This is a genomic window from Agrobacterium sp. (assembly GCF_059499945.1).
This window is the reverse complement of record NZ_JCABZP010000013.1, coordinates 22,446-43,136: the sequence shown is the minus strand read 5'-3', so window position 1 is coordinate 43,136 and position 20,691 is coordinate 22,446. Positions and strand designations below refer to the sequence as shown.

The following is a 20,691-nucleotide window of genomic DNA, read 5'->3' as shown; positions in this document are numbered from 1 at the left end:
CATCATGGTTCAGTCGCTCCAGCTCGGCACGACCGGTAATGCAGACGATCAAAATAGCATGCGGCGCCTCAACCGCCTGCCCATCGTCGTGGCAATCGTCATTATTCTTCTTTTCTTTGGGGTCGTCGTCGCAGGCCTTTCCTGGCGCGGCCTGTCGTTCAATCGAGCCAACGGACCCGACCGCGCCTCGAATTCGCCGGCGACCAATTTCGGCGATCAGTTGAAGCGGGGGGTGACAAACGGAATTATCGGCGAGCCAGAACAGCGAGAGATGTTGCAGCCGGCGGCTGTCATTGTCGAACGCGAGACTGAAAAGGAAGCTGTCGTCATGCCCGAGAACACGACCCTGCCTGAGCGGCGATCACACCTCGAACCGGAAGAAGAGTGGAAGGCCCGATTGAAACGCGAACAGGACGAGCAGACCCTTCGCGAGGCACAACGTCAAAGGATGGCAAGTCTGCAGGCGCGCGCGACCGCCCTGGAATCACCGTTGAAGATTGATGTGTCTGAGGTCGAGAAAAGCGACGCGGACAACAGGACCGGCCACGCTCAACCGCTAAATGAAAAGACAAGCGGCGCATCGGATCTCTATGGCGCGGCAATGAAATTGGGGCTTCCTGGACAGGATATCGATCCGAACGCCCAGTCTTCCAAGGAGGATTTCTTCAACCAGGATATCAAGGATCTTGGGTATCTGCCAAATCGCGTGGTGCCCGGGCTCTCTGCTTATGAATTGAAGCGCGGATCGATCATCCCGGCGACGCTGATGACAGGCCTGAACTCCGACCTTCCCGGTCGAATTTCGGCACAGGTCAGCCAAAACGTCTATGACAGCGCGACGGGTTACCGGCTTTTGATCCCGCAGGGGGCGAAGCTGTTCGGCCGTTATGATTCCAAAGTTTCTTTCGGGCAGGAGCGGGTTCTCGTGGTCTGGACCGATCTCATATTCCCCAATGGCGCAACCCTGCAGATCGGCGGGATGGCCGGCACCGACGCCGAAGGACATGGCGGCTTCAATGACAGGGTCGACCGCCACCTCTGGCGCACCTTCGGCTCAGCAGCGCTTGTCGCGATCATCGGTACGGGCATCGACCTGTCGATGCCACAGAGCTCGACCCTTGCCACCCAGCATACTGCTTCGGATGCGGCGCGTCGGAATTTTGCCGAGAGCTTCGGTCGGGTTGCGGAGCAGACGATAATGAAGAACCTGAACGTCCAGCCCACCCTCAAAATCCGCCCGGGATACAAGTTCAACGTCATGGTCGATCAGGACATGATTTTTCCCGGTGCATACCGAAATTAGCAATCGACTTCCGTCAAGGCTGCCTCGCGCTATATAATTGAAACGCATTGACATAATACGATATTGCGTGAGTGATATCTCTCTCTCAAGGTAAATCTAGGCTGGCGACAGTGACGCTGTTCGCCTTTGTCTCGGAGCGGTGCGCCCTCGACAGAGGGCCGGCGCGCTTGGGACTGCGGCCTTGTTTGCGTCCATACCTTCACCAAAGGAGGACTTGAATTGGACCAATGGTTTGAGCGTTTGACGGAGCGTGTCAGCCTCGCGCATGATGAGACCACGGTTAAGACAACCCTGGGAAAATTAAGTCGCGAGGCGGGATTCTGCACATACGCGTATTTGAGCCTGCAGGCGGGAACGCAGATCGCCATTTCAAACTATGATCCAGACTGGCAACAGCGATATTTTGAAAAGTCCTATGCCGGAATCGATCCGGTCGTGCGCAATGCCAAGGATCAGCTTGAAGCATTTGCATGGTCGAACGAAGCCTCTACCAGAATGAGCAAGGAGCGGCGCGCCTTCTATGGCGAGGCCGCTGAATTCGGGATCCGATCCGGCATCACGATTCCGATCAGGACCGGCTTTGGGCGTATGGCCATGCTGACCTTGGCTTCGAAAGAAACAGAATGCGCGAAAGCCCCGGCAATCAACCCGGTGCTTGCCGCATCCGCTGTTGCGCTGCTGCATTCAAGGCTCGAACGCCTTGGCACCAAACCAACCCATCATACACCCATTCGAATGAAGTCTGACGAATTGACCTGCTTGCGTTGGTCAGCCGAGGGCAAATCAATGAAAGCAATCGCTATCATAGAAAACACGAGCTATGCGAACGTCGCCTTTTTTCTCCGGAATGCGAAGTCTGCTCTCGGTGCGACAACCCTGCCGCAAGCGACAGCAATGGCAAAGGAGCTGGGGCTGATTTAGGTCAGTGTTCCTTTGGCCTCGGCATGTCCGGAATATATCCGAGAATATCGAGTAGCGTGGACACAACCGTCTGCTGCGCGTGAACCGCAATCATCGCGGCAATGTACGCCCGCGTCGCATCCCGAGCCGATTCCGGGTCGGTTGCGGCATCGATTGCTGCTTCCCTGATCACGGCCTCGCCGCGGAGACGACGGTGCTTCTCAATCTCGCAAACGACGTGGCGTTCGATCTCCTCGGGCGGCTGATCACTCATCAATCCGATAAGTGGGCGCAGAATAAGTTTGACGTCTGACAATGGCCCATCGGTGCTATTTGTGAACATTCCCAGTCCAATTAACGTTCCAACCATGACGGTGTAAACCATCTTTGAGCGCCGCGACCCGCAAACGCAAAATCACCGGGAGCCTCATTTACATATTATAGTTGATAAACTTGAATTCCGTAAACGGCGATCTTCCGTGCATGGATATGCGCAAGCTGGTCGGTCGGAATTTTGCCCGCCTGCGTCGGGAGAAAGGCCTGACACAGGAGGAGGTCGAGGTACGCAGCGGCTACAGCCAGCAATATCTGAGCGGACTCGAGAGGGGCCGACGAAATCCATCGATCATAACGCTCTACGAAATCGCCCAGGCGCTGGGCGTGAGCCACGTCGATCTCATCCGTCCCGACGAATGAATCTGAGCATGGGACAATCCACGAAAACGGGTCGCTTCTCGTTGCCGTTATAGGTCGCGCAACGCTTTTGTATCGAGGGCATCGAGGCAGGTTGGGATCCAATAGTGATGATCACTATCGCCGCATTCATCATTGCCGCCATCCGCCGCGATGGTTGGCCTGGGTAAGCGCATACCACGACCAGAGGACGAGAGACCGTATCCTTATCGCCCCCCGATTTTCGAAAGATCGATACGTATACCCGCCTTGCCAGCCTGGTCGACCAGCGCGGATGGCTCGCTCGACCTATCTTCGGTTTTGCTCACCGTCCTGTCTGGACTGGAGTGCGACTGAACAACCGTGCCACCGGGATCTTGTGCCCGGAAGATGTTTTGCCCCTCGAACTGCCCAGTCTGCCACGCGTAAATAGCGTCATCGAACAATTGCGGAAAGACCTCGCTGCTTACGGGATTTCCGTACCACCTCGCAACGATGCGCAGGATCTTGGCGAACATTGCCGTTCCCATGCGCAAATTGACGCAGGGGTCGAACAGGTCCGAGCTGAGCTTTGAAGGGTCGGAGACAACGGTCCTTGCTGGAAATTGCGTTAGACCGACACGCACCACCGATCCTTTAATGTTCTCCCTGACAATCTCGGTCGCTTCCTGCGGTGTCTTCGGCTTGGGCACGAGAATAAGGCGTTCGCCGGACTTCACGGTTATGGCCAAGGGATCGTCTGATCCCACCGCCTGGACAAATTGTTCGACGATCGCGGGCTTTAAAGTCGGATCGGCGCATTCCTTGATCAATATGGAATCGAGCATGCGAACTCCATGTTTCAGGTGTTGAATGACATAACGAGAGGAAAGTTGAACAGACGCGCCCAGGCCTTGGTGCTTGCGCGCTGGATCTCGATGATCGACGATCCGGCCGTCCACCAGCCATTTCCAACCGCGATGATTGCGTCTGGACGATGGAGGGCCGACTGCAGGATTGGCCAGACGAGAAGCTGCTCATAGCAGATCAGCGGGGCGGCTCTCAAACCGGCGATATTGACCACCGGATTTTCGAAGAAATGTGCCCTGGCACCACCACCTTCTCCGATAAGACTGCGCCAGGGCTGCCACATCGAACCCGGAACCGGCATGCGTTCACGATAAAGAACGTCACTGCCTTCCGCAGAGATGGCCACAAGGACGTTGTCGTAACCGCTCTCGTTGATAATTGCCGCACCGGCTACGACAGTTACGCCCGTTTGCGCGAGCTCCGCGCGCCAGAAGCGGCCAACCGTCGGCGTCCAGAAGCCGAGAGTGCTTTCAGGCAGAATAACCGTCATTCCGGTCGAGTGAGGCCGCACAATGTCAATGAGCGACTTTTGCCGTTCAAGGCTGGCGTCGCGGCCAAGGGACGCCCCCATTTGGAGGTCGACACCGGCCCAAGATGCAGGTAGAACGGGCACCGTCCACTGAGCGGCGGACCAAAGCCATAGGCCTGTCATGGTAATGGCTGCAGCCGGCCGATGGCGCGTTGTCATGATGCCCAGGCCGGCTGCCATCACCGTGAGGCCCAACCATCCCCAGGACGGAAACAGAACGCCTGCCGCCGTGATCGGGTGCGCCCATCCCAGGATGCCGAATGGTGGGACGGCCATGACAAGGCAGGCGAGAAGATAGCGAACCGGCATCTGCCAGTCATCGCGGCCTGTCCAGAGCACGCAGTGGACCATCACGAATGATGCCGAAGCGATCAGCCACAGCAGGACGCCCGGCCACAGATCCGCCCCATAGAAATTCGCGACACCCTGCGGGAGCCCACGCGAAGCTGCCAGAAAATAGGCCGCCGAAATGATGGCGGCCTGCCATCGTCCTTTCGCCATGGACCATAATGCGGGAAAGGCTGTCGCTGCAGGAAGGAGAAGCACATGGCCGCTCCAGGCGATCCATCCGATCATGGCAGCGGAAACAATGAGTGTGCCCGTCTCGAGAAATTCACGGCGCATAGGTCCAGACCTCCTGCGCCAGTCCGAGAACACCATCGATCGGGAGGGGCCCGAAATATCTGGAGTCGAACGACCCGGGAAAATCGGAATGCAGGTAGATGGTACCAGCCGGAACGATGCCATCTGCGAAAGGCACCATCGCGCGGCCTTGCCCATCCGCCAGCGCGACCTCGGAATGAGGCAGGGAACACCCGTCGATGCGGACACTTGCGGTGATCTCGAGGCGTTGACCGGCCGTCGCCGCCACGGTCTTGATCAGGGGAGCGATACCGCCGGCACACAGCCCCCGCCGGAGATAACCCCGGCTGCGAGCCTCACGCATGACCTCGTTTACCGGTGGGCAGACGAAGACGAGATCACCGATCTGGACGGAGCGATCAAGGGGTCGGATGCGCCACAGTCCCATAGGTTCGCTTGGTGTAACATTGACCCGGAAGCCCCCCAAACAAAATGCGGCAGTCACAGCGCATGCAATGAACATTAAACCAACGAGGCACTTCAACACCATACCGCGGCGCATTGCGATCCGGACTGAAATATGTTCCGGCACCGTCATTTGAGAGTGAGCCCCCGGCTCCTGGTCTGGACCATCGTCCCCATCTGTTTCTGCGCCGCGACTGTGCGCTCATAAGCCCGGATCTGCTGCATCGTTCGCATTGGTTGCCAGGCCTGCTGCACTTCGTTCTTCTGCGTGGCGTTCATTTCCGCGGTCAGACGGTGGAACAGCTCGCCATTCGCCTCTCTGGCGGCCAGCGGAAGAAAGGTCCGCTCGCCAAAACGCTCCGAGACGGCCGTCGCGAAACCTTCGAGTTCCGCCTTCACTTGTCTGTCGGTACGCACATATTCCAGGCCGGACGGCAAGTCGTTGCGATCGATGGCGTCACGGACCCGTTGAAGCACCTGTCCCGCATTGGCCGAGAGGCCGGGGATCTCGAGGGCGAGTTGCCTGCGGTCAGCAAGTTCCTCGGCATGATTTCGGCGTTCGGCCTCACCACGCTGACGCAGATAGTCCCGGATAGCGTCGGCGAGTGGAGCGACATTCTTCTCCGCCTGATTTCGATCCGACCGGTCTGCACGGCTGGCAAGCAAACCGGCCTTGCCCTTGAGCGCGCCAAAGGTTTCGGGTTGATTGGATATCTTCACAATCGTCTTTGCCGCGGTCGCCTGATCATGCAACGTGGCATCAATATTGACCGCCTTGAACGCGGATGCCGGCTGTGCATAAACATGATGGAAACGCATCGACACTTCCTCCCATTGTCTTTTCAGAGCCGGATCAGCCGCAAGCTTGTCCTCCACGGCCTGGTCAATCGATTTTGGGAATGTGGTGATGCCAGCCACCATGGGTTTTGCCTCCTCAATTTTATCTGAAGTGATCTTCGTGTCGCTCGAGGAAAGGCCAATCCTGCGACCAATTGAGGCGAGCCGACCGGCAAGAGCCGCAAGCGCCTGTTTCTGGCGGACGGTCCATTCAAGGCGATCTCGGGCAATCGTTCGTGCGACATTGACGATATGAAGTCCGCGCGCTTCGGCGAAACAAAGTGCCTGGCGGTAGACGCTCCCGCTGGCGTAATCGAGTGTCGTCTCCTTCAGGTTCTTCCGTGACAGGATCTGCATCAACCCTCCGGCCTGCTCAAAGGACCGGCGGCCATAATAGATACTGAGATCCTCTCGATGACGGGTCATCGCCACATAGGTGAGGTGACGGTCAAGCGACAACGACGCGAGCACCTTCACCCGGTCGACAGTCGCGCCCTGCGCCTTGTGGACCGTGGTGGCATAACCATGATCGACGTTGTTGTAGAAGCGCTGCTCGACCTGCACCTGACGACGATGTTCGCCGTCGCCGATTTCGGCAACAAAGCGACCTGCAGCGGCGTCAACCACCTTGGCCAGCATGCCGTTCCTGACGCCGAGAGAGCCTTCGTTCCTGAGGAAGACGACCTGGTCCCCGACGGCGAAACTGCGGTTGCCATCCACCGTCTTGAAAGGCGAACCAGGCTCTATGATACCACGTTCGATGAGCCTGGCGCGCGCCAGCTCATTCAGTATCCGGACATCACGACGCAGATGGGCAAGGATCAACGTTGATTTGCCTGGATCGTAATCACGGTCCCAATCCGAGATGAGGTTCGAGATCGCGTCAGCCTTGAGCTCGGCGCCAATCATCCTGCCGTTGCTGCGATAGACTTCGACTGCCCTCCCGACATTGCCGCGGGCGAGATCGAGTGATGCATCACGCATCCATTGCTCGCGTTGACGATAGATGGTCTCAAGCTCGGCATAGCCGATGCGATCGGCAATGGCGCGGAAGGCGGCGCCCGCTTCGATCGGCTGCAATTGTTCGGGATCGCCGACGAGAACAAGCTTGGCACCAGACCGGGTGACGCTTTCCACGAACAGTGCCATTTGCCGCGAGGGCACCATCCCCGCCTCGTCGAGAACAAAAACGGTCCGGTCATCGAGCTGGCTGCGACCTTCGTTCCAGCGATGCTCCCAGGATGAAAGCGTGCGCGAGGATATGCCTGCTTCCTTCTCCAGGCCCTCGGCAGCCTTTCCGGCCAGCGCGCCGCCGATAACGCGATAACCGGCCGCTTCCCACGCCTCGCGTGCCGCCTTCATCATCGTTGTCTTGCCAGCGCCTGCCCGACCGATCACGGTAGCAATGCGCGCCTTGCCAGCAACGTGCTCAACTGCCGCCTTCTGTTCATCCGACAGCCGGACATGCCGCCTGAAGGTCTCATCAATGACTGCCTGACGAACGCCGTGGGAGGCTCGCTGCGCGAGCCAGATCGCCCGATTGGCCATCTCCGCCTCCAGCCGGATCAGTTCACGCGTCGTATATTTTTCAGGGGAACGCACGCCTGTGGCGAAGTCGATCCTCTCCCGATCAAGCCGCAGCGTCTGCGGGTTCTGCAGGATGCGGGTCAGGAGGTTTCGGAAAAGGTCGGCATCATCGATGTAACGATGCAGGATCTTGGCGACATCACGCTCGTCGAAGACACTCTTCTCCCGAGTTATCAGGCCAAGCACGATTGCCGGATTACGCTGGATGCGGCGTGTATTCTCCGCGCGTCGCTCTTCCTGCAACTCCAGCCGCTCCAGCGCCGCAGCCTCTCCCATCCCGTCCGCTTTGCGTTCTATCGCCTTGGTTGCGACGCCGAGATGGATTGTCGGTGTCAGCTCGATACCCTGCTTCTCGAACGACCGGCCATCGACGCGCAGATCGAAACCGGCGAGTGCCAGGTGCTGGTTCTGGCAGGCGAACCAACCCTCACGGAAGGCATTGAAGTCACTGAGCCCACCGGCCCAAAGCTCATAGACGATCTTGCCGGCGTCGTTACGGAGCGCCATGCCATCGGGGCCGGTTACCGCGACCTTCTTCGATCCGAAGCCCTTTTCGGTCAGCGGCCGCAATGTGGTCATCAGGTGGATATGCGGATTGCCGGGCGCATCATGGAAGACCCAGTCGGCCACCATGCCCCGCGCGGTGATATGCCGCGCCACGAAATCCCGCACGAGCTCGATATTCTCATCGGCCGTAAGCTCGATTGGAAGGGCAACGGTTACATCCTTGGCAAGCTGCGCGTCGGGCCGCTTCTCGAAGTCCTCGACCCTGTTCCAGAAGACTTCCGACGCGCCGGATACGGAGCGGCCGGCAATGATCGATTGCAGCCATTCCGGCGCATTGACCGGAATGGCAAACTCCTCATGCAGCAGCCCCTGCTTGCGGGTGTAGTCTATTGTGCGGGCTTCCCGCTCGTAATCCATTCTCGCGCAATGCCGATAAGCTGCCGACAGCACGGCGCTGCGGCCGGAACCGCGGGCAACGATGCTGACGGAGAAATGCGGGATAGCCATTGCGGCAAAGGCTCCTTCGATCGAATGAATTCAGCAGGCCCGTCGGGAGCGCGGCCTCCGCCGGAGGCAAAAGCAAAACGTCGCATCAGCGACGTATAATTGCGCCCTTCGGATCCGCTCTCCTCGAGCGGTCGGGATGATGCTCAAAAGCGTAGGCTACGCCTACTCGCATTTCTGTCAGTAGATCGGCGCACCGATCTGAACGACCCTGTTGTCGCAAACCACGATGAGCATCAGCAGGGGACAATCCACGGATGAAGAAACCATCCTCCAAAATCCGCAATGAAATCGCCAGGCTGCAGGAGCAGTTGAAGCATGCGGAGACAAGAGAAGCCGAACGCATCGGCCGCATTGCGCTGCGGGCAGGCATTGGCGAATTCGAGATTGAAGACATGGATCTCCTGGCGGCGCTTGAGGAGTTGGCGAAACGCTTTCGCGCGGGCATACCGGGGACAGACGGAAAGAAGGGGGCAGGGGAAACCGTCCCGGCCATCGCCCACCCCGAAGCGCTCGCGTCTGGCTCGGTTCCGGGCGGCGTTGGCAAGGTTTGAGCGGATGAGCAGAAATGCCAGTACCGATGCGCGGAAAAAGGACACCCGCGAAAAGATCGAGCTCGGCGGCCTGATCGTCAAAGCAGGCCTTCGCTTTGAGAAACGGGCGGTTTTGCTCGGAGCGCTGGTTGAGCTTCAGCAACGCCTGCAGTCGGACGCAAACGAGCGAACCCGATTGAAGGCAATCGGAGCAGGAGCGTTCGGTCATGAAAGCGAGTAGGATCTTGCTCGCTATCCCACCCGCCGCGATGATGATCGTCACCCTATTTGGCTTGACGGGTATGGAAATGTGGCTGGCCGATACTGCGAAAACGAGAGCGGCCGAACTCGCTCTGGGCATGGCCGGGCGTGCAGCGCCCTACGTTGCCGCAGCAGTGCTGGGCGCGACCTATCTCTTCGCGTCAGCGGGATCGGGCAGCATTCGCGCCGCCGGCTGGGGCACGGTGATTGGAAACATCGGGGTCATGCTGATAGCTGGCGCAAGGGAAACTGCGCGGCTTGGAGCATTATCCGATGCGGCGCCGGCTGGGCAACCGGCGTTTTACCATATCGATCCTGCGGCAGCGTGCGGCGCGGCCACAGCGTTGATGTCGTCCTGCTTTTCAATACGTGTCGCGATGATCGGCAATCGCGCCTTCGCACGCTCGACGCCCAGGCGGATCACCGGCAGACGGGCGCTGCACGGTGAGGCCGACTGGATGAAACTGGCCGACGCTGCGCAGCTGTTTTCGGATTCCGGCGGCGTCGTGATTGGTGAAAGATATCGCGTCGACCGGGATCGTGTTTCGGACGTTTCGTTCCGTGCCGACATGAAAGAGACATGGGGTGCAGGGGGCAGATCGTCACTCCTCTGCTTCGATGGCTCGTTCGGGTCGTCGCATGGTATCGTCTTTGCCGGATCGGGTGGTTTCAAGACGACCTCGGTCACGATCCCGACGGCGCTCAAATGGGGTGGCTCCCTCATCGTGCTCGATCCCTCCAGCGAGGTCGCACCAATGGTGTCGAAGCACCGGCAGAGCGCTGGTCGGCGCGTTCGCATCCTCGATCCCCGCAAACCCGCAACCGGCTTCAACGCGCTCGATTGGGTCGGACAGCATGGTGGCACGAAGGAGGAGGATATCGCTGCGGTCGCGTCCTGGATCATGAGTGATAACGGACGTGCAAGCGGTGCGCGCGACAACTTTTTCCACGCATCGGCGCTCCAGCTGTTGATTGCCATGATCGCCGACGTCTGCCTCTCCGGCCATACACCGAAAGAGCAGCAGACGCTTCGCCAGGTGCGCGGCAATCTTGCCGAGCCCGAACCGAAACTTCGCCAGCGCCTCCAAGATATCTACGATAACTCGGCATCCGACTTCGTGAAGGAAAACGTGGCAGCCTTCGTCAACATGACGCCGGAAACATTCAGCGGAGTCTACGCCAATGCAATCAAGGAGACACATTGGCTCTCCTATCAGAATTATGCGGCTCTGGTCTCAGGTTCGACCTTCAGGACGGAGGATGTCGCCTCGGGCAGGATCGACGTCTTCATCAATATCGACTTGAAGACACTGGAGACCCATGCCGGACTGGCGCGCGTTGTCATCGGTTCGTTTTTGAACGCGATCTACAATCGCGACGGAGGCACGGAAGGGCGCGCGCTGTTCCTTCTCGATGAGATCGCGCGGCTCGGCTACATGCGAATTCTCGAGACTGCACGAGACGCAGGTCGCAAATACGGCATCACCCTGACAATGATCTACCAGTCGATTGGCCAGCTCCGAGAAACCTATGGCGGACGCGATGCATCCAGCAAATGGTTTGAAAGCGCGAGCTGGATCAGTTTCGCCGCGATCAATGATCCGGAAACCGCCGACTACATTTCCCGGCGGTGCGGCATGACAACGGTTGAGGTCGATCAGGTCAGCCGGAGCTTTCAGTCGCGCGGATCGTCTCGCACGCGTTCAAAGCAGCTGGCCGCCCGGCCCCTTATCCAGCCTCATGAGGTCCTGCGCATGAGAGCGGACGAACAGATCGTGTTCACTGCCGGCAATCCGCCGCTGAGATGCGGTCGCGCTATCTGGTTCCGACGGGAAGATATGAAAGCATCTATCGGGAAGAGTGCCTTGGAAACGCGCTTCTGAAGCGACCATTCACTCAAGCAGCGAGGTCTTTCCCGCAAAGGGATCATCATCCAAGGCGAAACCCGGCCGTGGATTTCGTTCGTTCCGGCCAGATAGGATCGCCAATCCGAAATGGACGTCCGCACCTCTCGTATCAACCGGATGAATCGGTCGTGCCTTATCGATTCAAAACAGTCATTGGACGTGATTGCCGCGACATAAGATCATACGCGCATGATGACGCAGCGCTACCAGCTTTACATTGAGAGGACCGACAGGACGAAGAACATGGCGCGCTTTTACGCGATGTCCATTGAGCCGGACCTGTTCGGTAATGCCTGCCTGATACGCCGGTGGGGGCGCATCGGGACGAACGGGAAGATGATGGTTCACTCGTTCGAAGCTGAAGACGACGCAGTCGAGCTATTTTTGGAGCTCCTGCGGCGCAAGAGGGGACGGGGATATTCGACCGTCCTGCACAATCCCAACGCCACTATTTGAGACAACGCCGCACCGACTTGAGTGCCGCACGCCTGGACGCAAGGGCTCGAGGGCCGCTTGCCGCAAGCAGGGCCGGTTTCGGCAGTTGCTGCCACAAATGGGACTGTCGGATCTCCCGCTATATCGGCTCTATAACGGCGAAATAACATCACCCACAGCGTCGGCATGATAGAAATCCCATTGCAGGCGAGAATGTGCGGTGCAGCCGCGATATCGTTGGAGGCAATGTTTGTGAATGGTGAAACCATAGATGCAGGAGATCGCTCCCCAACCGGCAAGCCCGGACAAGACGCATGAGGCGTACAAACGCATCAGGGCGGCGCTGAACTCCAACTGTGCGGCCCCGGGTGTTTTCCTGAACATCCGAACGGTCGCCGAACGGCTCAAGGTGAGTGCAACGCCGGTTCGGGAGGCGTTGATACGCCTCTCCCATGAAGAGGTCATCGGCTTTATCAAGGGCCGCGGCTACTACACCAAAATGCTGGATCCGGACGATCTCGTTTCCGACTATGAGCTTGCGACGATCATGCTCAAATCGTCGATCGATGGCCGTAACAATGCAATTCACGAGCCGCAGCCGACCGGGCTTCGGGACATCTGGCGGGGAGAACCCGTCATTGACAAGCGGCATGCGACGACGATCGCAAACTGCGTTGAGACGATCTATGAACGCATTGCGAGGATGTCGGGAAATCGACGGCTGATCGCCAGCATCGGGTGCTTTTGCGCTCGCACAGGTCATATCCGGCAATTCGGCCTTATCTCCGAGCCGGCGATTCACGAAGCCCTGTGGTCCTTGAACGCGTTGGAAGACGCCGTTTTGTCCGGGAACCGCGTTTTGGCCAATCGTATTACCGCCAAACATACCCGCCTTGTCTCGGAGGCGATCCCCGAACTCGTCAGGGAGCTCAATCTGAGCGCCCAGACAATGAGGGCCAATCTGGAAGATCTCTTGTGACAAGGGTTGCAATCATTCTGCACAACCTCAAGCGCATCGCCAGACAACAGAAAACGTATTTATCTCAAAAAAATCAATGATATATCGCTTCTATTTTTCCGATATAGATTGCCCGGAAACATGATTTCGCCTCTTATGGTGGCAGTTGATCGACAGGAAGCTCCACGATGACAGCCTCGCCGCAGAATGCCGCATACCACCACCTCCAAGAACCATCCGAATGGCTGTTCGGAACGGTTGAGCCGCGTTTCGTGATGGAAGCGCATGATGGTCTGTCCGCGATCATTGCGCGAAAAGCGGGGTTCTTGGGTCTCTGGGCGTCAGGTCTTGGGATATCCACATCGCTCGGCTATCGCGACAGCAATGAAGCATCATGGTCCAGCGTCGCGGATGTCGTCGAGCGAATGGCCGAGGCAAGCCGCCTGCCGGTCCTGGTCGACGGAGATACTGGCTTCGGTAATTTCAACAATGCCCGCATCTTTGCAAGATCCATCGCACGGCGTGGCGCAAGGGGCGTCTGCATTGAGGATAAACAGTTTCCAAAACTCAACAGCTTTATCGGGGACAGGCATTACCTTGCCGACACAAAGGAGTTTTCAGGCCGCCTTCGCGCCATAAAGGATGCCTGTCCCGATCTCGTTCTGATCGCAAGAACCGAGGCGCTGATCGCCGGGGCCTCCATGGAGGAGGCGCTCGATCGTGCCCACGCCTATGCGGAAGCCGGCGTCGACGGGATCCTCATCCATTCACGCAGGAGCGACGCGGGCGAGATCGTTGACTTTGCCTCGCGCTGGAAAAACCGATTGCCCGTGATCATCGTGCCTACACGATATCATACGACACCCGTCTGCACCTATCAGGAGGCAGGGATCGCCACGGTGATCTGGGCCAATCACAGCCTTCGCGCCTCAGTCCGGGCGATGCGGCAGGTCTCCTCCCGCATCTTTCGCGACAGGAGCGTATCCGGCATTGAAGGCGGGATCAGCACACTCGAGGATATCTTCGAACTGCTCGACTACGGCGAGCTTGGCGAAGCCGAGCAGCGATACCTGCCGCAATAGGCAAGCATTTCATCATTATCACGGTTTCAAATGAGGTCGTCCGATGTTGTCTCATCGCATGTCCCTTCTGCCTGTGTCCGCGACGGCGAAGGCGCGGCTGGCCGCCACCGAGGCTCGATCGCGAGCCCTTGAATTGATCGACATGAGCGGAGGAGAAATCTGGGCCGAACTGATCGAGCCGATCCGCGAGGGCGCATTGCAGGCAATCGCCGACAACGCAACGCGTTATACTCCGACGATCGGTACGCCGGCGTTGCGCGAGGCCGTGGCCGAAAAAATATCTTTCGAGACCGGCGAGATCTGGTTGCGCGACGAAGTGGCGATCACGGCTGGGGCCAAGCAGGCGCTCTACAATACCGCGATGTGCCTGTTTGATCCGGGTGACCAGGTGATCATTCCAGCTCCTTATTGGGGCACGTTTCCGGTGCAAGCCAAACTGGCGGGCGCCACGCCGGTCTTTGTCGAAACACGATGGAACGCTTTCATCCCGCGTATTGAAGATATAGAAAGGGTTCTCACCGCAAAGACCCGCGCCATCATCGTCAACACGCCCAACAATCCGACGGGAGCCGTGTATGACCGCGAGACGCTGACCCGGATCGCGATGCTCGCCGTCAAGCACAGGTTATGGGTCATTTTCGATGAATGTTACGGAACCTTCGTCCATGATGGATCGGTCCATTACCCTATTGTCTCTTTGGTCCCGGAGCTGCGCGAACGCCTGGTGATCATCAATGCCTTCTCCAAGAGCCTTGCGCTGACGGGTTGGAGGATCGGTTACCTGGCCGCACCAGCAAGACTGGTGCAGGCGGTGAACACGCTGCAGAGCCATATCACCTCAAATCCGAACATCATCGCACAGTCAGCCATACTCCATTATCTGAACAATCGAGCTCGCCAATACGAGGACGGTCTGCGTTCAAGACTGCAGCAGTCCCGGCAGGAGGGTCTTGCTGCGCTTTCGCGGCTGCGCAGCCTGCCTGTCCCCCGATCACAGGGCGGCTTCTATTTTTACCTTGATCTCGGCCCCTGGCGGCGAGGCTCGGAGCAGGAAGCCAACGGCGATGCGGACAATGTTCACCGCGTCCTCCTTGAGGAGACAGGTGTGGCAACGGTACCCGGATCTGCCTTCGGTGACCCCCAGGGTCTCAGACTGTCATACGGCATCGATCCGGCGCTCGTGCGAGAAGGATGCGACCGCGTCGTCGCCCGCCTCAATGCCTGGGCCTCTCAGGAACGACCGTTACCTGGGCCTGAAGAAGGAGAGCACAGATGACACGGCCGACCAGGACACACCATGCGATTATCCTCGCCGCAGGAATGGGGACGCGGCTCAGACCACATACGCAGGATCGACCAAAGCCACTGGTGGAGGTCAACGGCACGCCGATCCTTTTCAACGCCCTGGCGCACCTTGCCGCGGTGGGTATCGAGGACGTGACGATCGTTGTCGGCTATCGGAAGGATACCATCAGGACTGCAGTGGGGGACCGCTTCGGGACAATGCATATTCGATATGTGGAGTCGCCCGTCTACGAAACCACCGGAAGTGCCTGGTCGCTCAGGCTTGCCGAAGATGTGCTGGCAACCCAAAGCGTGTTCCTGCTTGAAGCCGACGTGTTCTTCGAGCCCGCGCTGTTGTCGCGGCTTGCCGAACATCCGGCCGAAAATGTAGCCGCCGTTGCCCGTTTCGACATGTCGATGCAGGGATCTGTTGTTACCCTCGACGAAACAGATCGTATCGAAGATGTGGAAACAGGTCGGACAGGATCCGACATGGAGCCGGCCGGCCCGCAATTTTACAAGACAGTCAATATTTACCGCCTGTCGCACGGGATGGCGAGTGGAAGTCTGCTGCCGCTTCTGCGGTCTTCCGTGGCGTCCAATGAGCGGGGCCTGTTTGTCGAACAGTTGCTACAGCGCCTCGCCAGAGCCGGGAAGCTCGACCTCATCGCCGTGCATTGCGACGATCTCAAATGGATCGAAATCGACAGCGTAGACGACCTTGAAAAAGCCGTAGCGATTTTCGCCGACAATGGACCCCGGGGCTCACTATAATGCTCAATCACCTTCGCGATCCGGCCAATGCAATCACCGCTTTTGGCATTACCCTGTCCGCGACGGCGCTTGTCCAGGCGATGAGCGGGCGACTGGAGATCGCCCTGGGGCTCGGGCTATGGGCAATGATCGCCGACCAGTTGGACGGCATAGTCGCCAGACGAACAAAAAAGCGAAACGAAGCAGCAGCGGCGATCGGCAAAAGCCTCGATGGTTTCGGCGATCTGATCTACGGAGCGATCCTTCCCGCCATGGTGCTGGTAGCCGTTGCCCGTGATGAGCTTGCCGTCTATCCCATTGCGATCGGGATGATTGTCGCTGGCGCGCTGCGTCTGAGCTCTTTCAGCTTATACGGCGCCCGGAGCGGATCCTTCACCGGTCTTCCACTCTCCTACGACTTGCCTGTCCTCGCCCTCATGTTTTTGATGCGGCCATGGCTGTCGCCATATCCCTTCACGCTTACCATTGCGGCGACTTGTGCGACGCTTGCGATCCTTCATGTCACCTGCATCAAGGTTCCAGTACCCGATCGTCGCGGTTACCTGGCGATCATCCTGGGTGCCTGTGGACTATCCATCGCTCTGCTCGCACTCACTTTATGAGCAGCCGGCAAGCCGGCTGCAATGATAATCACAAATACCCGACAGTCCGGAGGCATTCATGATTGATCTGTCAACCGCGCTTCCGACAACCACGCCTTGTCTCTCTCAAGCCTTCAGCGATGGCCTGTCGAGATTAAGCAGGAGCGCGGATATCGCGGACCGCCTCCGCGAAAATCGTCCGTTCGGTTCCGAGAAAGACAGGCTTTCAGGGACGTTGCTGTTGTCCCGGCGTTTCGGCAGCGCTTGGCGTCCAACGGGCATCGTCCTCACCAATGGAACGCAGTCATCGCTATTGTGGATTCTGCGATCGGAAACGAAACCGGGAGATATCATCGTTGCCGAGCAACTCGCTTACCTTTGCCTCAAGCCCCTGGCAAACGCGCTGGGTCTGCGAGTCGTCGGGGTCGACATGGACAGGGAGGGTATTGTTCCGGCCGCACTGGAGGCGGTTTGCAGACAGTCCGGACCAAAGGTCCTGTTCTGTACGCCCACCTTGCAGAATCCCACGCTCGCGGTCATGAGTGCCGCTCGCAGACGGGAAGTCGCCGGGATCGCAAAGGCCCGCGACCTCCTGATCATCGAGGATGATGTTCTCGGCATGCTGCATCCCGATGCGCCGCCACCGCTTCACAGCTTCGCACCGCAGAGGTCATATTATATTCTGAGCCTCTCAAAATCGCTCGCCATGGGGCTGCGTATCGCCTATGTGGCGCTGCCTTCCTATCTGACCGCCTCAGACCCGGGCGACGGGTTTGCGCGCGCCTCCTGGATGTTTCCAAATGCGCTTTCCTGCGAGCTCGCAAGCGACCTTGTCGAAACCGGCAGGTTCGATGCGATCCTTCGAAGCGCTCGGCTCGATATCGAGGAGCGGCAAAAAATCGCGCGTGAAATTCTCGGCAGCTTCCATCCCCGTTTTGCCGACGGCGCCCTTCATGTCTGGCTGCCGGTCGGGGACCAGGTGACCGCCGAGCTGATCGCAGGTGAGGCCTTCAATCGCGGCGTAGCCTTGAGAGCTGCGAGCATGTTCAGCGTCGATGACCGGCCGGCACCAAACGCACTTCGTGTCGCGATCACGGCACCGAAGACGCTTGAGGAACTCACGCGCGGTCTTCGGACCGTTTCGGATCTCCTGTGCCACCCGCCGAAAAGCCGGACAAAAGGTCTCCTGATCAATCAACCCCAAAACGGAGCTTTTCCATGACCCTGGCAGATCAACCTTATCGCTCGCCGCAGGATCTGTTCGACAGTGCTGCGCCCTATTACAGCCGCTATCAACTCGAATATCCGGCAGCCATCTTCGAATTGCTCGGCCACCAGTGCCTCAGGGATTCCGGCCGCGACCGGCTTCTCGATCTTGGCTGCGGGACGGGCCAGTTCGCGGTTCCCCTTTCTCGATACGCCTGCGATGTCGTCGCGGTCGATCCTAACCGCGACATGCTCGAACAGGCGAGATTATTCGGCGAGGCGCAAGGGGCAACCAACATCGCCTATGTCGAGGGGCCCTCCGAAGATATCCCGCCCGACCTTGGTCGCTTTGCGCTTGCGACGATTGCCGGCGCATTCCACTGGATGGACAGGGCGCATGTGCTGACGCTTCTCGATCGTCATATCGAAGAGGACGGCGCCGTCGCCATCATCCTGCCGCGGCGCCGCGCCAATTGCGAGCCTGAAGGCTGGTGGGAGGCGCAGATCGATTTCACAAGGCGTTTCTGGGGCGGACATTTCCCGGCCGGAAAAACCGAAAAATCGCCGCGGCTGGAAAAAACGGACATGCAGATGCTTCTCGCATCGCCGTTCAATCTCGTCGAGGAAATCGAATTTCCTTATGAGCACCACTGGAACCTTGACGATTTCATGGGATATGCATTTTCGACATCGAAGGCGAACCCCAACATTCTCGGCACACGTCGCGAGGAATTCGAAGCGGGCCTGCGTCAGCATCTCATAGCCATGTCGCCTTCGCGGGAATTCGTCGAACGTGGGCGTGTTGTCCTGCTTCTGGCGTCGCGCAGCGATCGAGGCTAAGCGACGCCGACCCCGCAGATCAGCCGGCGGGCACGCCCGGTTTCGATGCCTGCGCATCTTTCACGCGCGTCATGAAGTCGCGCGCGCCGTAGCTGAGCATATGGTTGGTGTGATCGTAAAGAAGCGTCACACCCTTGGCTATGAAATCGGCCGCGTCCTTGTGATTGACCAGCGTGCCGCAGGGTTTGCCGGCATCGATGATGGTGTTGATGGCCCTGTCGATCATGGCGGCGACCTCCTTCGGCCGTTCGCCGCCATGCCATTCATAGCTGAACGGCGTCGCCCCCATCGTCAGGGCAAGATCGCCGGGCGCCACCAGATAGGCATCGACACCGTCGACGCCAAGAATTTCCGGCAGGTTCTCGACGGCTTCGACGGTCTCGATCATCAGGATCATCAGCCTGTCCTGATGATCGAAAGGAGCCGAAAACCGGAAGCGGTCAACGAGGCTCCTTGCGGTTTTTGCGTCCGACACCAACGGGATCATCAATCCGTCAACGCCGCATTCGAGATATTTGGTCACCATCCACGGCTGGGGGTCTTCGGGACGAACGATCGACACGATGCCGGACAATGTCGCGGCCCGCGCCATGTCTTCAACACGCTCGGGACCGGCCGTCCCGTGCTCGCAATCGATCAGGACGGCATCGAAGCCGCATTCGCCGAGCTTTTCGACAAGACTTGGCGAGGGGTGGCTCGAATGGACGAGCGTCGCCACCTCTCCTGACTTGAGTTTCTGCTTTAATGCCCGTGGCGCGGTCATGTCGCGTTTGAGAAAACTTGCCATTTCAAATTCCTTTCAAGGCATCAGGCTTTGGGAAGAAGCGCGCTCACATCGGTGGCCATCTGGGCGAGCGCAGTCTCGACCGGGGTTTTCAGCAGGGCGACGCTCGCCAGATGCCGCTTGATTGCATCGGTGATCTTGATCGAGTTTTCGCCGGGAAACGCCTCCCAGGGTCCCATCTTCGACAATGCGGGGATGAGGGAGGCCACACTTGGTTTGTCGGCATAATAACGGGCAAGCTCGTCGGATTTCAGGGCAAGACCGTTGGCCGGAAGATAGGCAGTGTTGCTGGCCATGATGGTCTGGCCCGCAATGCCTGAAGCGAACTTCATGAACTCGAAGGCGCGGCGCTGGCGCGCCGGATCGCGCACAAACAGGATGCCGACCGGACCGGCTGCCGGCAGTCTACCGGCAGGCGACGGGACCGGGAAAGGCATCATCGATATCTCGAACCGGCCGCCGGCGCGACTTTCGATGGCGGAAAAACCGCTGCTCGATGTTCCGAGAATCCCGAGTTTTCCCGCCGAAAACGCCTGGCGTGCCTGATCGCGCGACATGTCGGCGCGCGCCTGCCCGGCCTCGCCGAATGATCGCAACAGTTCGAGCGCCTGCCGTCCTTCTTCCCCGGCAAAGCCAACCTTGCCGGTCGCGTCGAGGATCCGCCCGCCGAAACCGTTGAGCAACCCGTGGAAGGTCCAGTTGCCGCCATTGTCATATTCCATGAAGGCTCCGACGGTATCGCCGCCGCCAAGCGCATCCATCCGCCGTCCGGCCTCGATCACCTCTTTCCAGTTGCCTGGAAGCTCCGTGATTCCGGCCCGACGCATGATCTCGCGGTTGAAAAGGAGAACCGGCATGGAGATGGCAAAACCGAGGCCGTAGGTCTTGCCGGAAAAATCCCCGATCCGGGTGATCGTGTCGGAATAACGCGACGTCCAGTCCGTTTCAGCCGCAATCAGGCCATTGAGAGGCTGCGCGAGATTGCGATCGACGAAGATGCGCAGATAATTCGGGCTGATGAACAGCAGGTCGGGCAGGTCACCGATCAGGGCGCCACGCATGATTGCGGCTACCGCGGCCTCGTCTTCTCTGATCGAGGTATCGAGGGCGAGCTTTTCATCCTTGCCCAGCAGGAACTGGTCCTTGAGCGCCCCGTACATGCCGGCAAAGATGGAGGGCAGGGCGAGGATGCGCAGCCCGTCAGCTTGCTGAGCGCGCGCCAGTGTTGTGGTGGCGATCAGGGTCGCCGATGCTCCCGCCATGAAATGACGGCGTTTCAAGGTAAACATTGTCTGGGATCCTTTTATCAAA

At 58.9% G+C, this 20,691-nt stretch carries 21 protein-coding genes; 14 read left to right on the top strand and 7 right to left on the bottom strand.

Annotated elements, in window-relative coordinates; all coding sequences use genetic code 11:
• Positions 1–4: 4 nt before the first annotated feature.
• Positions 5–1,303: an IncP-type conjugal transfer protein TrbI gene (gene trbI, locus AC5I5B_RS11610; RefSeq protein WP_495752708.1), complete on the top strand. Its 1,299-nt coding sequence runs from the start codon at positions 5–7 to the stop codon at positions 1,301–1,303.
• Positions 1,304–1,522: 219 nt separating this feature from the next.
• Positions 1,523–2,224 (top strand): autoinducer binding domain-containing protein, encoded by a 702-nt coding sequence (locus AC5I5B_RS11605; protein ID WP_495752707.1) that lies wholly within the window; start codon positions 1,523–1,525, stop codon positions 2,222–2,224.
• A gap of 1 nt (position 2,225) precedes the next feature.
• Here the strand turns inward: AC5I5B_RS11605 and AC5I5B_RS11600 are convergent, their stop codons facing one another.
• Positions 2,226–2,588: a transcriptional repressor TraM gene (locus tag AC5I5B_RS11600; RefSeq protein ID WP_495752706.1), complete on the bottom strand. Its 363-nt coding sequence runs from the start codon at positions 2,586–2,588 to the stop codon at positions 2,226–2,228.
• 98 nt (positions 2,589–2,686) lie between these two features.
• On the opposite strand from AC5I5B_RS11600, the gene AC5I5B_RS11595 reads away from it, so the two are divergent.
• Positions 2,687–2,899, top strand: a complete 213-nt coding sequence (locus AC5I5B_RS11595; RefSeq protein ID WP_495752705.1) for a helix-turn-helix domain-containing protein — start codon at positions 2,687–2,689, stop codon at positions 2,897–2,899.
• 203 nt (positions 2,900–3,102) lie between these two features.
• On the opposite strand, the gene AC5I5B_RS11590 is transcribed toward AC5I5B_RS11595, so the two are convergent.
• From AC5I5B_RS11590 to traA, 4 genes are read right to left on the bottom strand one after another with little or no spacing between them, the layout of a single operon-like run.
• Positions 3,103–3,702, bottom strand: coding sequence for a TraH family protein (locus AC5I5B_RS11590; RefSeq protein WP_495752704.1), 600 nt, complete (start codon positions 3,700–3,702; stop codon positions 3,103–3,105).
• 14 nt (positions 3,703–3,716) lie between these two features.
• Positions 3,717–4,877: a conjugal transfer protein TraB gene (locus AC5I5B_RS11585; RefSeq protein ID WP_495752703.1), complete on the bottom strand. Its 1,161-nt coding sequence runs from the start codon at positions 4,875–4,877 to the stop codon at positions 3,717–3,719.
• Entirely contained in the window at positions 4,867–5,433 is a 567-nt protein-coding gene (gene traF / locus AC5I5B_RS11580) for a conjugative transfer signal peptidase TraF (RefSeq protein ID WP_495752702.1), read from the bottom strand. The genes AC5I5B_RS11585 and traF overlap by 11 nt, the downstream gene beginning before the upstream one ends.
• The gene (gene traA / locus AC5I5B_RS11575; RefSeq protein ID WP_495752701.1) at positions 5,430–8,738 is read right to left on the bottom strand and encodes a Ti-type conjugative transfer relaxase TraA; all 3,309 of its coding nucleotides are present in this window, start codon (positions 8,736–8,738) and stop codon (positions 5,430–5,432) included. Before traA ends, traF begins: the two co-directional genes overlap by 4 nt.
• Positions 8,739–8,992: 254 nt before the next feature.
• On the opposite strand from traA, the gene traC reads away from it, so the two are divergent.
• The 11 genes from traC to AC5I5B_RS11520 all read left to right on the top strand — a co-directional run bounded on the left by traC (position 8,993) and on the right by AC5I5B_RS11520 (position 18,596).
• The gene (gene traC, locus AC5I5B_RS11570) at positions 8,993–9,289 is read left to right on the top strand and encodes a conjugal transfer protein TraC (RefSeq protein WP_495752700.1); all 297 of its coding nucleotides are present in this window, start codon (positions 8,993–8,995) and stop codon (positions 9,287–9,289) included.
• A gap of 4 nt (positions 9,290–9,293) precedes the next feature.
• Positions 9,294–9,509, top strand: coding sequence for a type IV conjugative transfer system coupling protein TraD (traD, locus tag AC5I5B_RS11565; protein WP_495752699.1), 216 nt, complete (start codon positions 9,294–9,296; stop codon positions 9,507–9,509).
• Positions 9,496–11,412 carry a Ti-type conjugative transfer system protein TraG gene (gene traG, locus AC5I5B_RS11560; protein ID WP_495752698.1) on the top strand — a complete coding sequence of 639 codons (1,917 nt, stop codon included), beginning with the start codon at positions 9,496–9,498 and terminating at the stop codon, positions 11,410–11,412. The genes traD and traG overlap by 14 nt, the downstream gene beginning before the upstream one ends.
• Positions 11,413–11,625: 213 nt before the next feature.
• Positions 11,626–11,892 (top strand): WGR domain-containing protein, encoded by a 267-nt coding sequence (locus tag AC5I5B_RS11555; protein WP_495752697.1) that lies wholly within the window; start codon positions 11,626–11,628, stop codon positions 11,890–11,892.
• A 250-nt stretch (positions 11,893–12,142) separates the two neighbouring features.
• Entirely contained in the window at positions 12,143–12,850 is a 708-nt protein-coding gene (locus tag AC5I5B_RS11550) for a GntR family transcriptional regulator (protein WP_495752696.1), read from the top strand.
• A 167-nt stretch (positions 12,851–13,017) separates the two neighbouring features.
• Complete coding sequence (aepX, locus tag AC5I5B_RS11545) at positions 13,018–13,911, top strand: phosphoenolpyruvate mutase (protein WP_495752695.1); 894 nt, start codon at positions 13,018–13,020, stop codon at positions 13,909–13,911.
• 43 nt (positions 13,912–13,954) lie between these two features.
• The gene (locus AC5I5B_RS11540) at positions 13,955–15,187 is read left to right on the top strand and encodes an aminotransferase class I/II-fold pyridoxal phosphate-dependent enzyme (RefSeq protein WP_495752694.1); all 1,233 of its coding nucleotides are present in this window, start codon (positions 13,955–13,957) and stop codon (positions 15,185–15,187) included.
• Positions 15,184–15,969, top strand: coding sequence for a phosphocholine cytidylyltransferase family protein (locus AC5I5B_RS11535; protein ID WP_495752693.1), 786 nt, complete (start codon positions 15,184–15,186; stop codon positions 15,967–15,969). The genes AC5I5B_RS11540 and AC5I5B_RS11535 overlap by 4 nt, the downstream gene beginning before the upstream one ends.
• Complete coding sequence (locus tag AC5I5B_RS11530; protein WP_495752692.1) at positions 15,969–16,571, top strand: CDP-alcohol phosphatidyltransferase family protein; 603 nt, start codon at positions 15,969–15,971, stop codon at positions 16,569–16,571. The genes AC5I5B_RS11535 and AC5I5B_RS11530 overlap by 1 nt, the downstream gene beginning before the upstream one ends.
• Before the next feature lie 58 nt (positions 16,572–16,629).
• Positions 16,630–17,772 (top strand): aminotransferase-like domain-containing protein, encoded by a 1,143-nt coding sequence (locus AC5I5B_RS11525; RefSeq protein WP_495752691.1) that lies wholly within the window; start codon positions 16,630–16,632, stop codon positions 17,770–17,772.
• The gene (locus tag AC5I5B_RS11520) at positions 17,769–18,596 is read left to right on the top strand and encodes a class I SAM-dependent methyltransferase (protein WP_495752690.1); all 828 of its coding nucleotides are present in this window, start codon (positions 17,769–17,771) and stop codon (positions 18,594–18,596) included. Before AC5I5B_RS11525 ends, AC5I5B_RS11520 begins: the two co-directional genes overlap by 4 nt.
• 19 nt (positions 18,597–18,615) lie before the next feature.
• On the opposite strand, the gene AC5I5B_RS11515 is transcribed toward AC5I5B_RS11520, so the two are convergent.
• A complete protein-coding gene (locus tag AC5I5B_RS11515; RefSeq protein ID WP_495752689.1) occupies positions 18,616–19,383 on the bottom strand; it encodes an HpcH/HpaI aldolase family protein in 768 nt (255 codons plus the stop codon).
• Positions 19,384–19,403: 20 nt separating this feature from the next.
• Entirely contained in the window at positions 19,404–20,669 is a 1,266-nt protein-coding gene (locus AC5I5B_RS11510; RefSeq protein WP_495752688.1) for an extracellular solute-binding protein, read from the bottom strand.
• Positions 20,670–20,691 lie beyond the last annotated feature (22 nt).

What these genes read in the sequence shown, in the direction of transcription:
- AC5I5B_RS11520 (WP_495752690.1), top strand. Translation starts at nt 17,769, where the DNA reads ATGACCCTGGCAGATCAACCTTATCGCTCGCCGCAGGATCTGTTCGAC.
- AC5I5B_RS11595 (WP_495752705.1), top strand. Translation starts at nt 2,687, where the DNA reads ATGGATATGCGCAAGCTGGTCGGTCGGAATTTTGCCCGCCTGCGTCGG.
- aepX (WP_495752695.1), top strand. Translation starts at nt 13,018, where the DNA reads ATGACAGCCTCGCCGCAGAATGCCGCATACCACCACCTCCAAGAACCA.
- traD (WP_495752699.1), top strand. Translation starts at nt 9,294, where the DNA reads ATGAGCAGAAATGCCAGTACCGATGCGCGGAAAAAGGACACCCGCGAA.
- AC5I5B_RS11540 (WP_495752694.1), top strand. Translation starts at nt 13,955, where the DNA reads ATGTTGTCTCATCGCATGTCCCTTCTGCCTGTGTCCGCGACGGCGAAG.
- trbI (WP_495752708.1), top strand. Translation starts at nt 5, where the DNA reads ATGGTTCAGTCGCTCCAGCTCGGCACGACCGGTAATGCAGACGATCAA.
- traG (WP_495752698.1), top strand. Translation starts at nt 9,496, where the DNA reads ATGAAAGCGAGTAGGATCTTGCTCGCTATCCCACCCGCCGCGATGATG.
- AC5I5B_RS11510 (WP_495752688.1), bottom strand. Translation starts at nt 20,669, where the DNA reads ATGTTTACCTTGAAACGCCGTCATTTCATGGCGGGAGCATCGGCGACC.
- AC5I5B_RS11600 (WP_495752706.1), bottom strand. Translation starts at nt 2,588, where the DNA reads ATGGTTTACACCGTCATGGTTGGAACGTTAATTGGACTGGGAATGTTC.
- AC5I5B_RS11535 (WP_495752693.1), top strand. Translation starts at nt 15,184, where the DNA reads ATGACACGGCCGACCAGGACACACCATGCGATTATCCTCGCCGCAGGA.
- traF (WP_495752702.1), bottom strand. Translation starts at nt 5,433, where the DNA reads ATGACGGTGCCGGAACATATTTCAGTCCGGATCGCAATGCGCCGCGGT.
- AC5I5B_RS11585 (WP_495752703.1), bottom strand. Translation starts at nt 4,877, where the DNA reads ATGCGCCGTGAATTTCTCGAGACGGGCACACTCATTGTTTCCGCTGCC.
- AC5I5B_RS11530 (WP_495752692.1), top strand. Translation starts at nt 15,969, where the DNA reads ATGCTCAATCACCTTCGCGATCCGGCCAATGCAATCACCGCTTTTGGC.
- AC5I5B_RS11555 (WP_495752697.1), top strand. Translation starts at nt 11,626, where the DNA reads ATGATGACGCAGCGCTACCAGCTTTACATTGAGAGGACCGACAGGACG.
- AC5I5B_RS11515 (WP_495752689.1), bottom strand. Translation starts at nt 19,383, where the DNA reads ATGGCAAGTTTTCTCAAACGCGACATGACCGCGCCACGGGCATTAAAG.
- AC5I5B_RS11590 (WP_495752704.1), bottom strand. Translation starts at nt 3,702, where the DNA reads ATGCTCGATTCCATATTGATCAAGGAATGCGCCGATCCGACTTTAAAG.
- traA (WP_495752701.1), bottom strand. Translation starts at nt 8,738, where the DNA reads ATGGCTATCCCGCATTTCTCCGTCAGCATCGTTGCCCGCGGTTCCGGC.
- AC5I5B_RS11550 (WP_495752696.1), top strand. Translation starts at nt 12,143, where the DNA reads ATGCAGGAGATCGCTCCCCAACCGGCAAGCCCGGACAAGACGCATGAG.
- traC (WP_495752700.1), top strand. Translation starts at nt 8,993, where the DNA reads ATGAAGAAACCATCCTCCAAAATCCGCAATGAAATCGCCAGGCTGCAG.
- AC5I5B_RS11525 (WP_495752691.1), top strand. Translation starts at nt 16,630, where the DNA reads ATGATTGATCTGTCAACCGCGCTTCCGACAACCACGCCTTGTCTCTCT.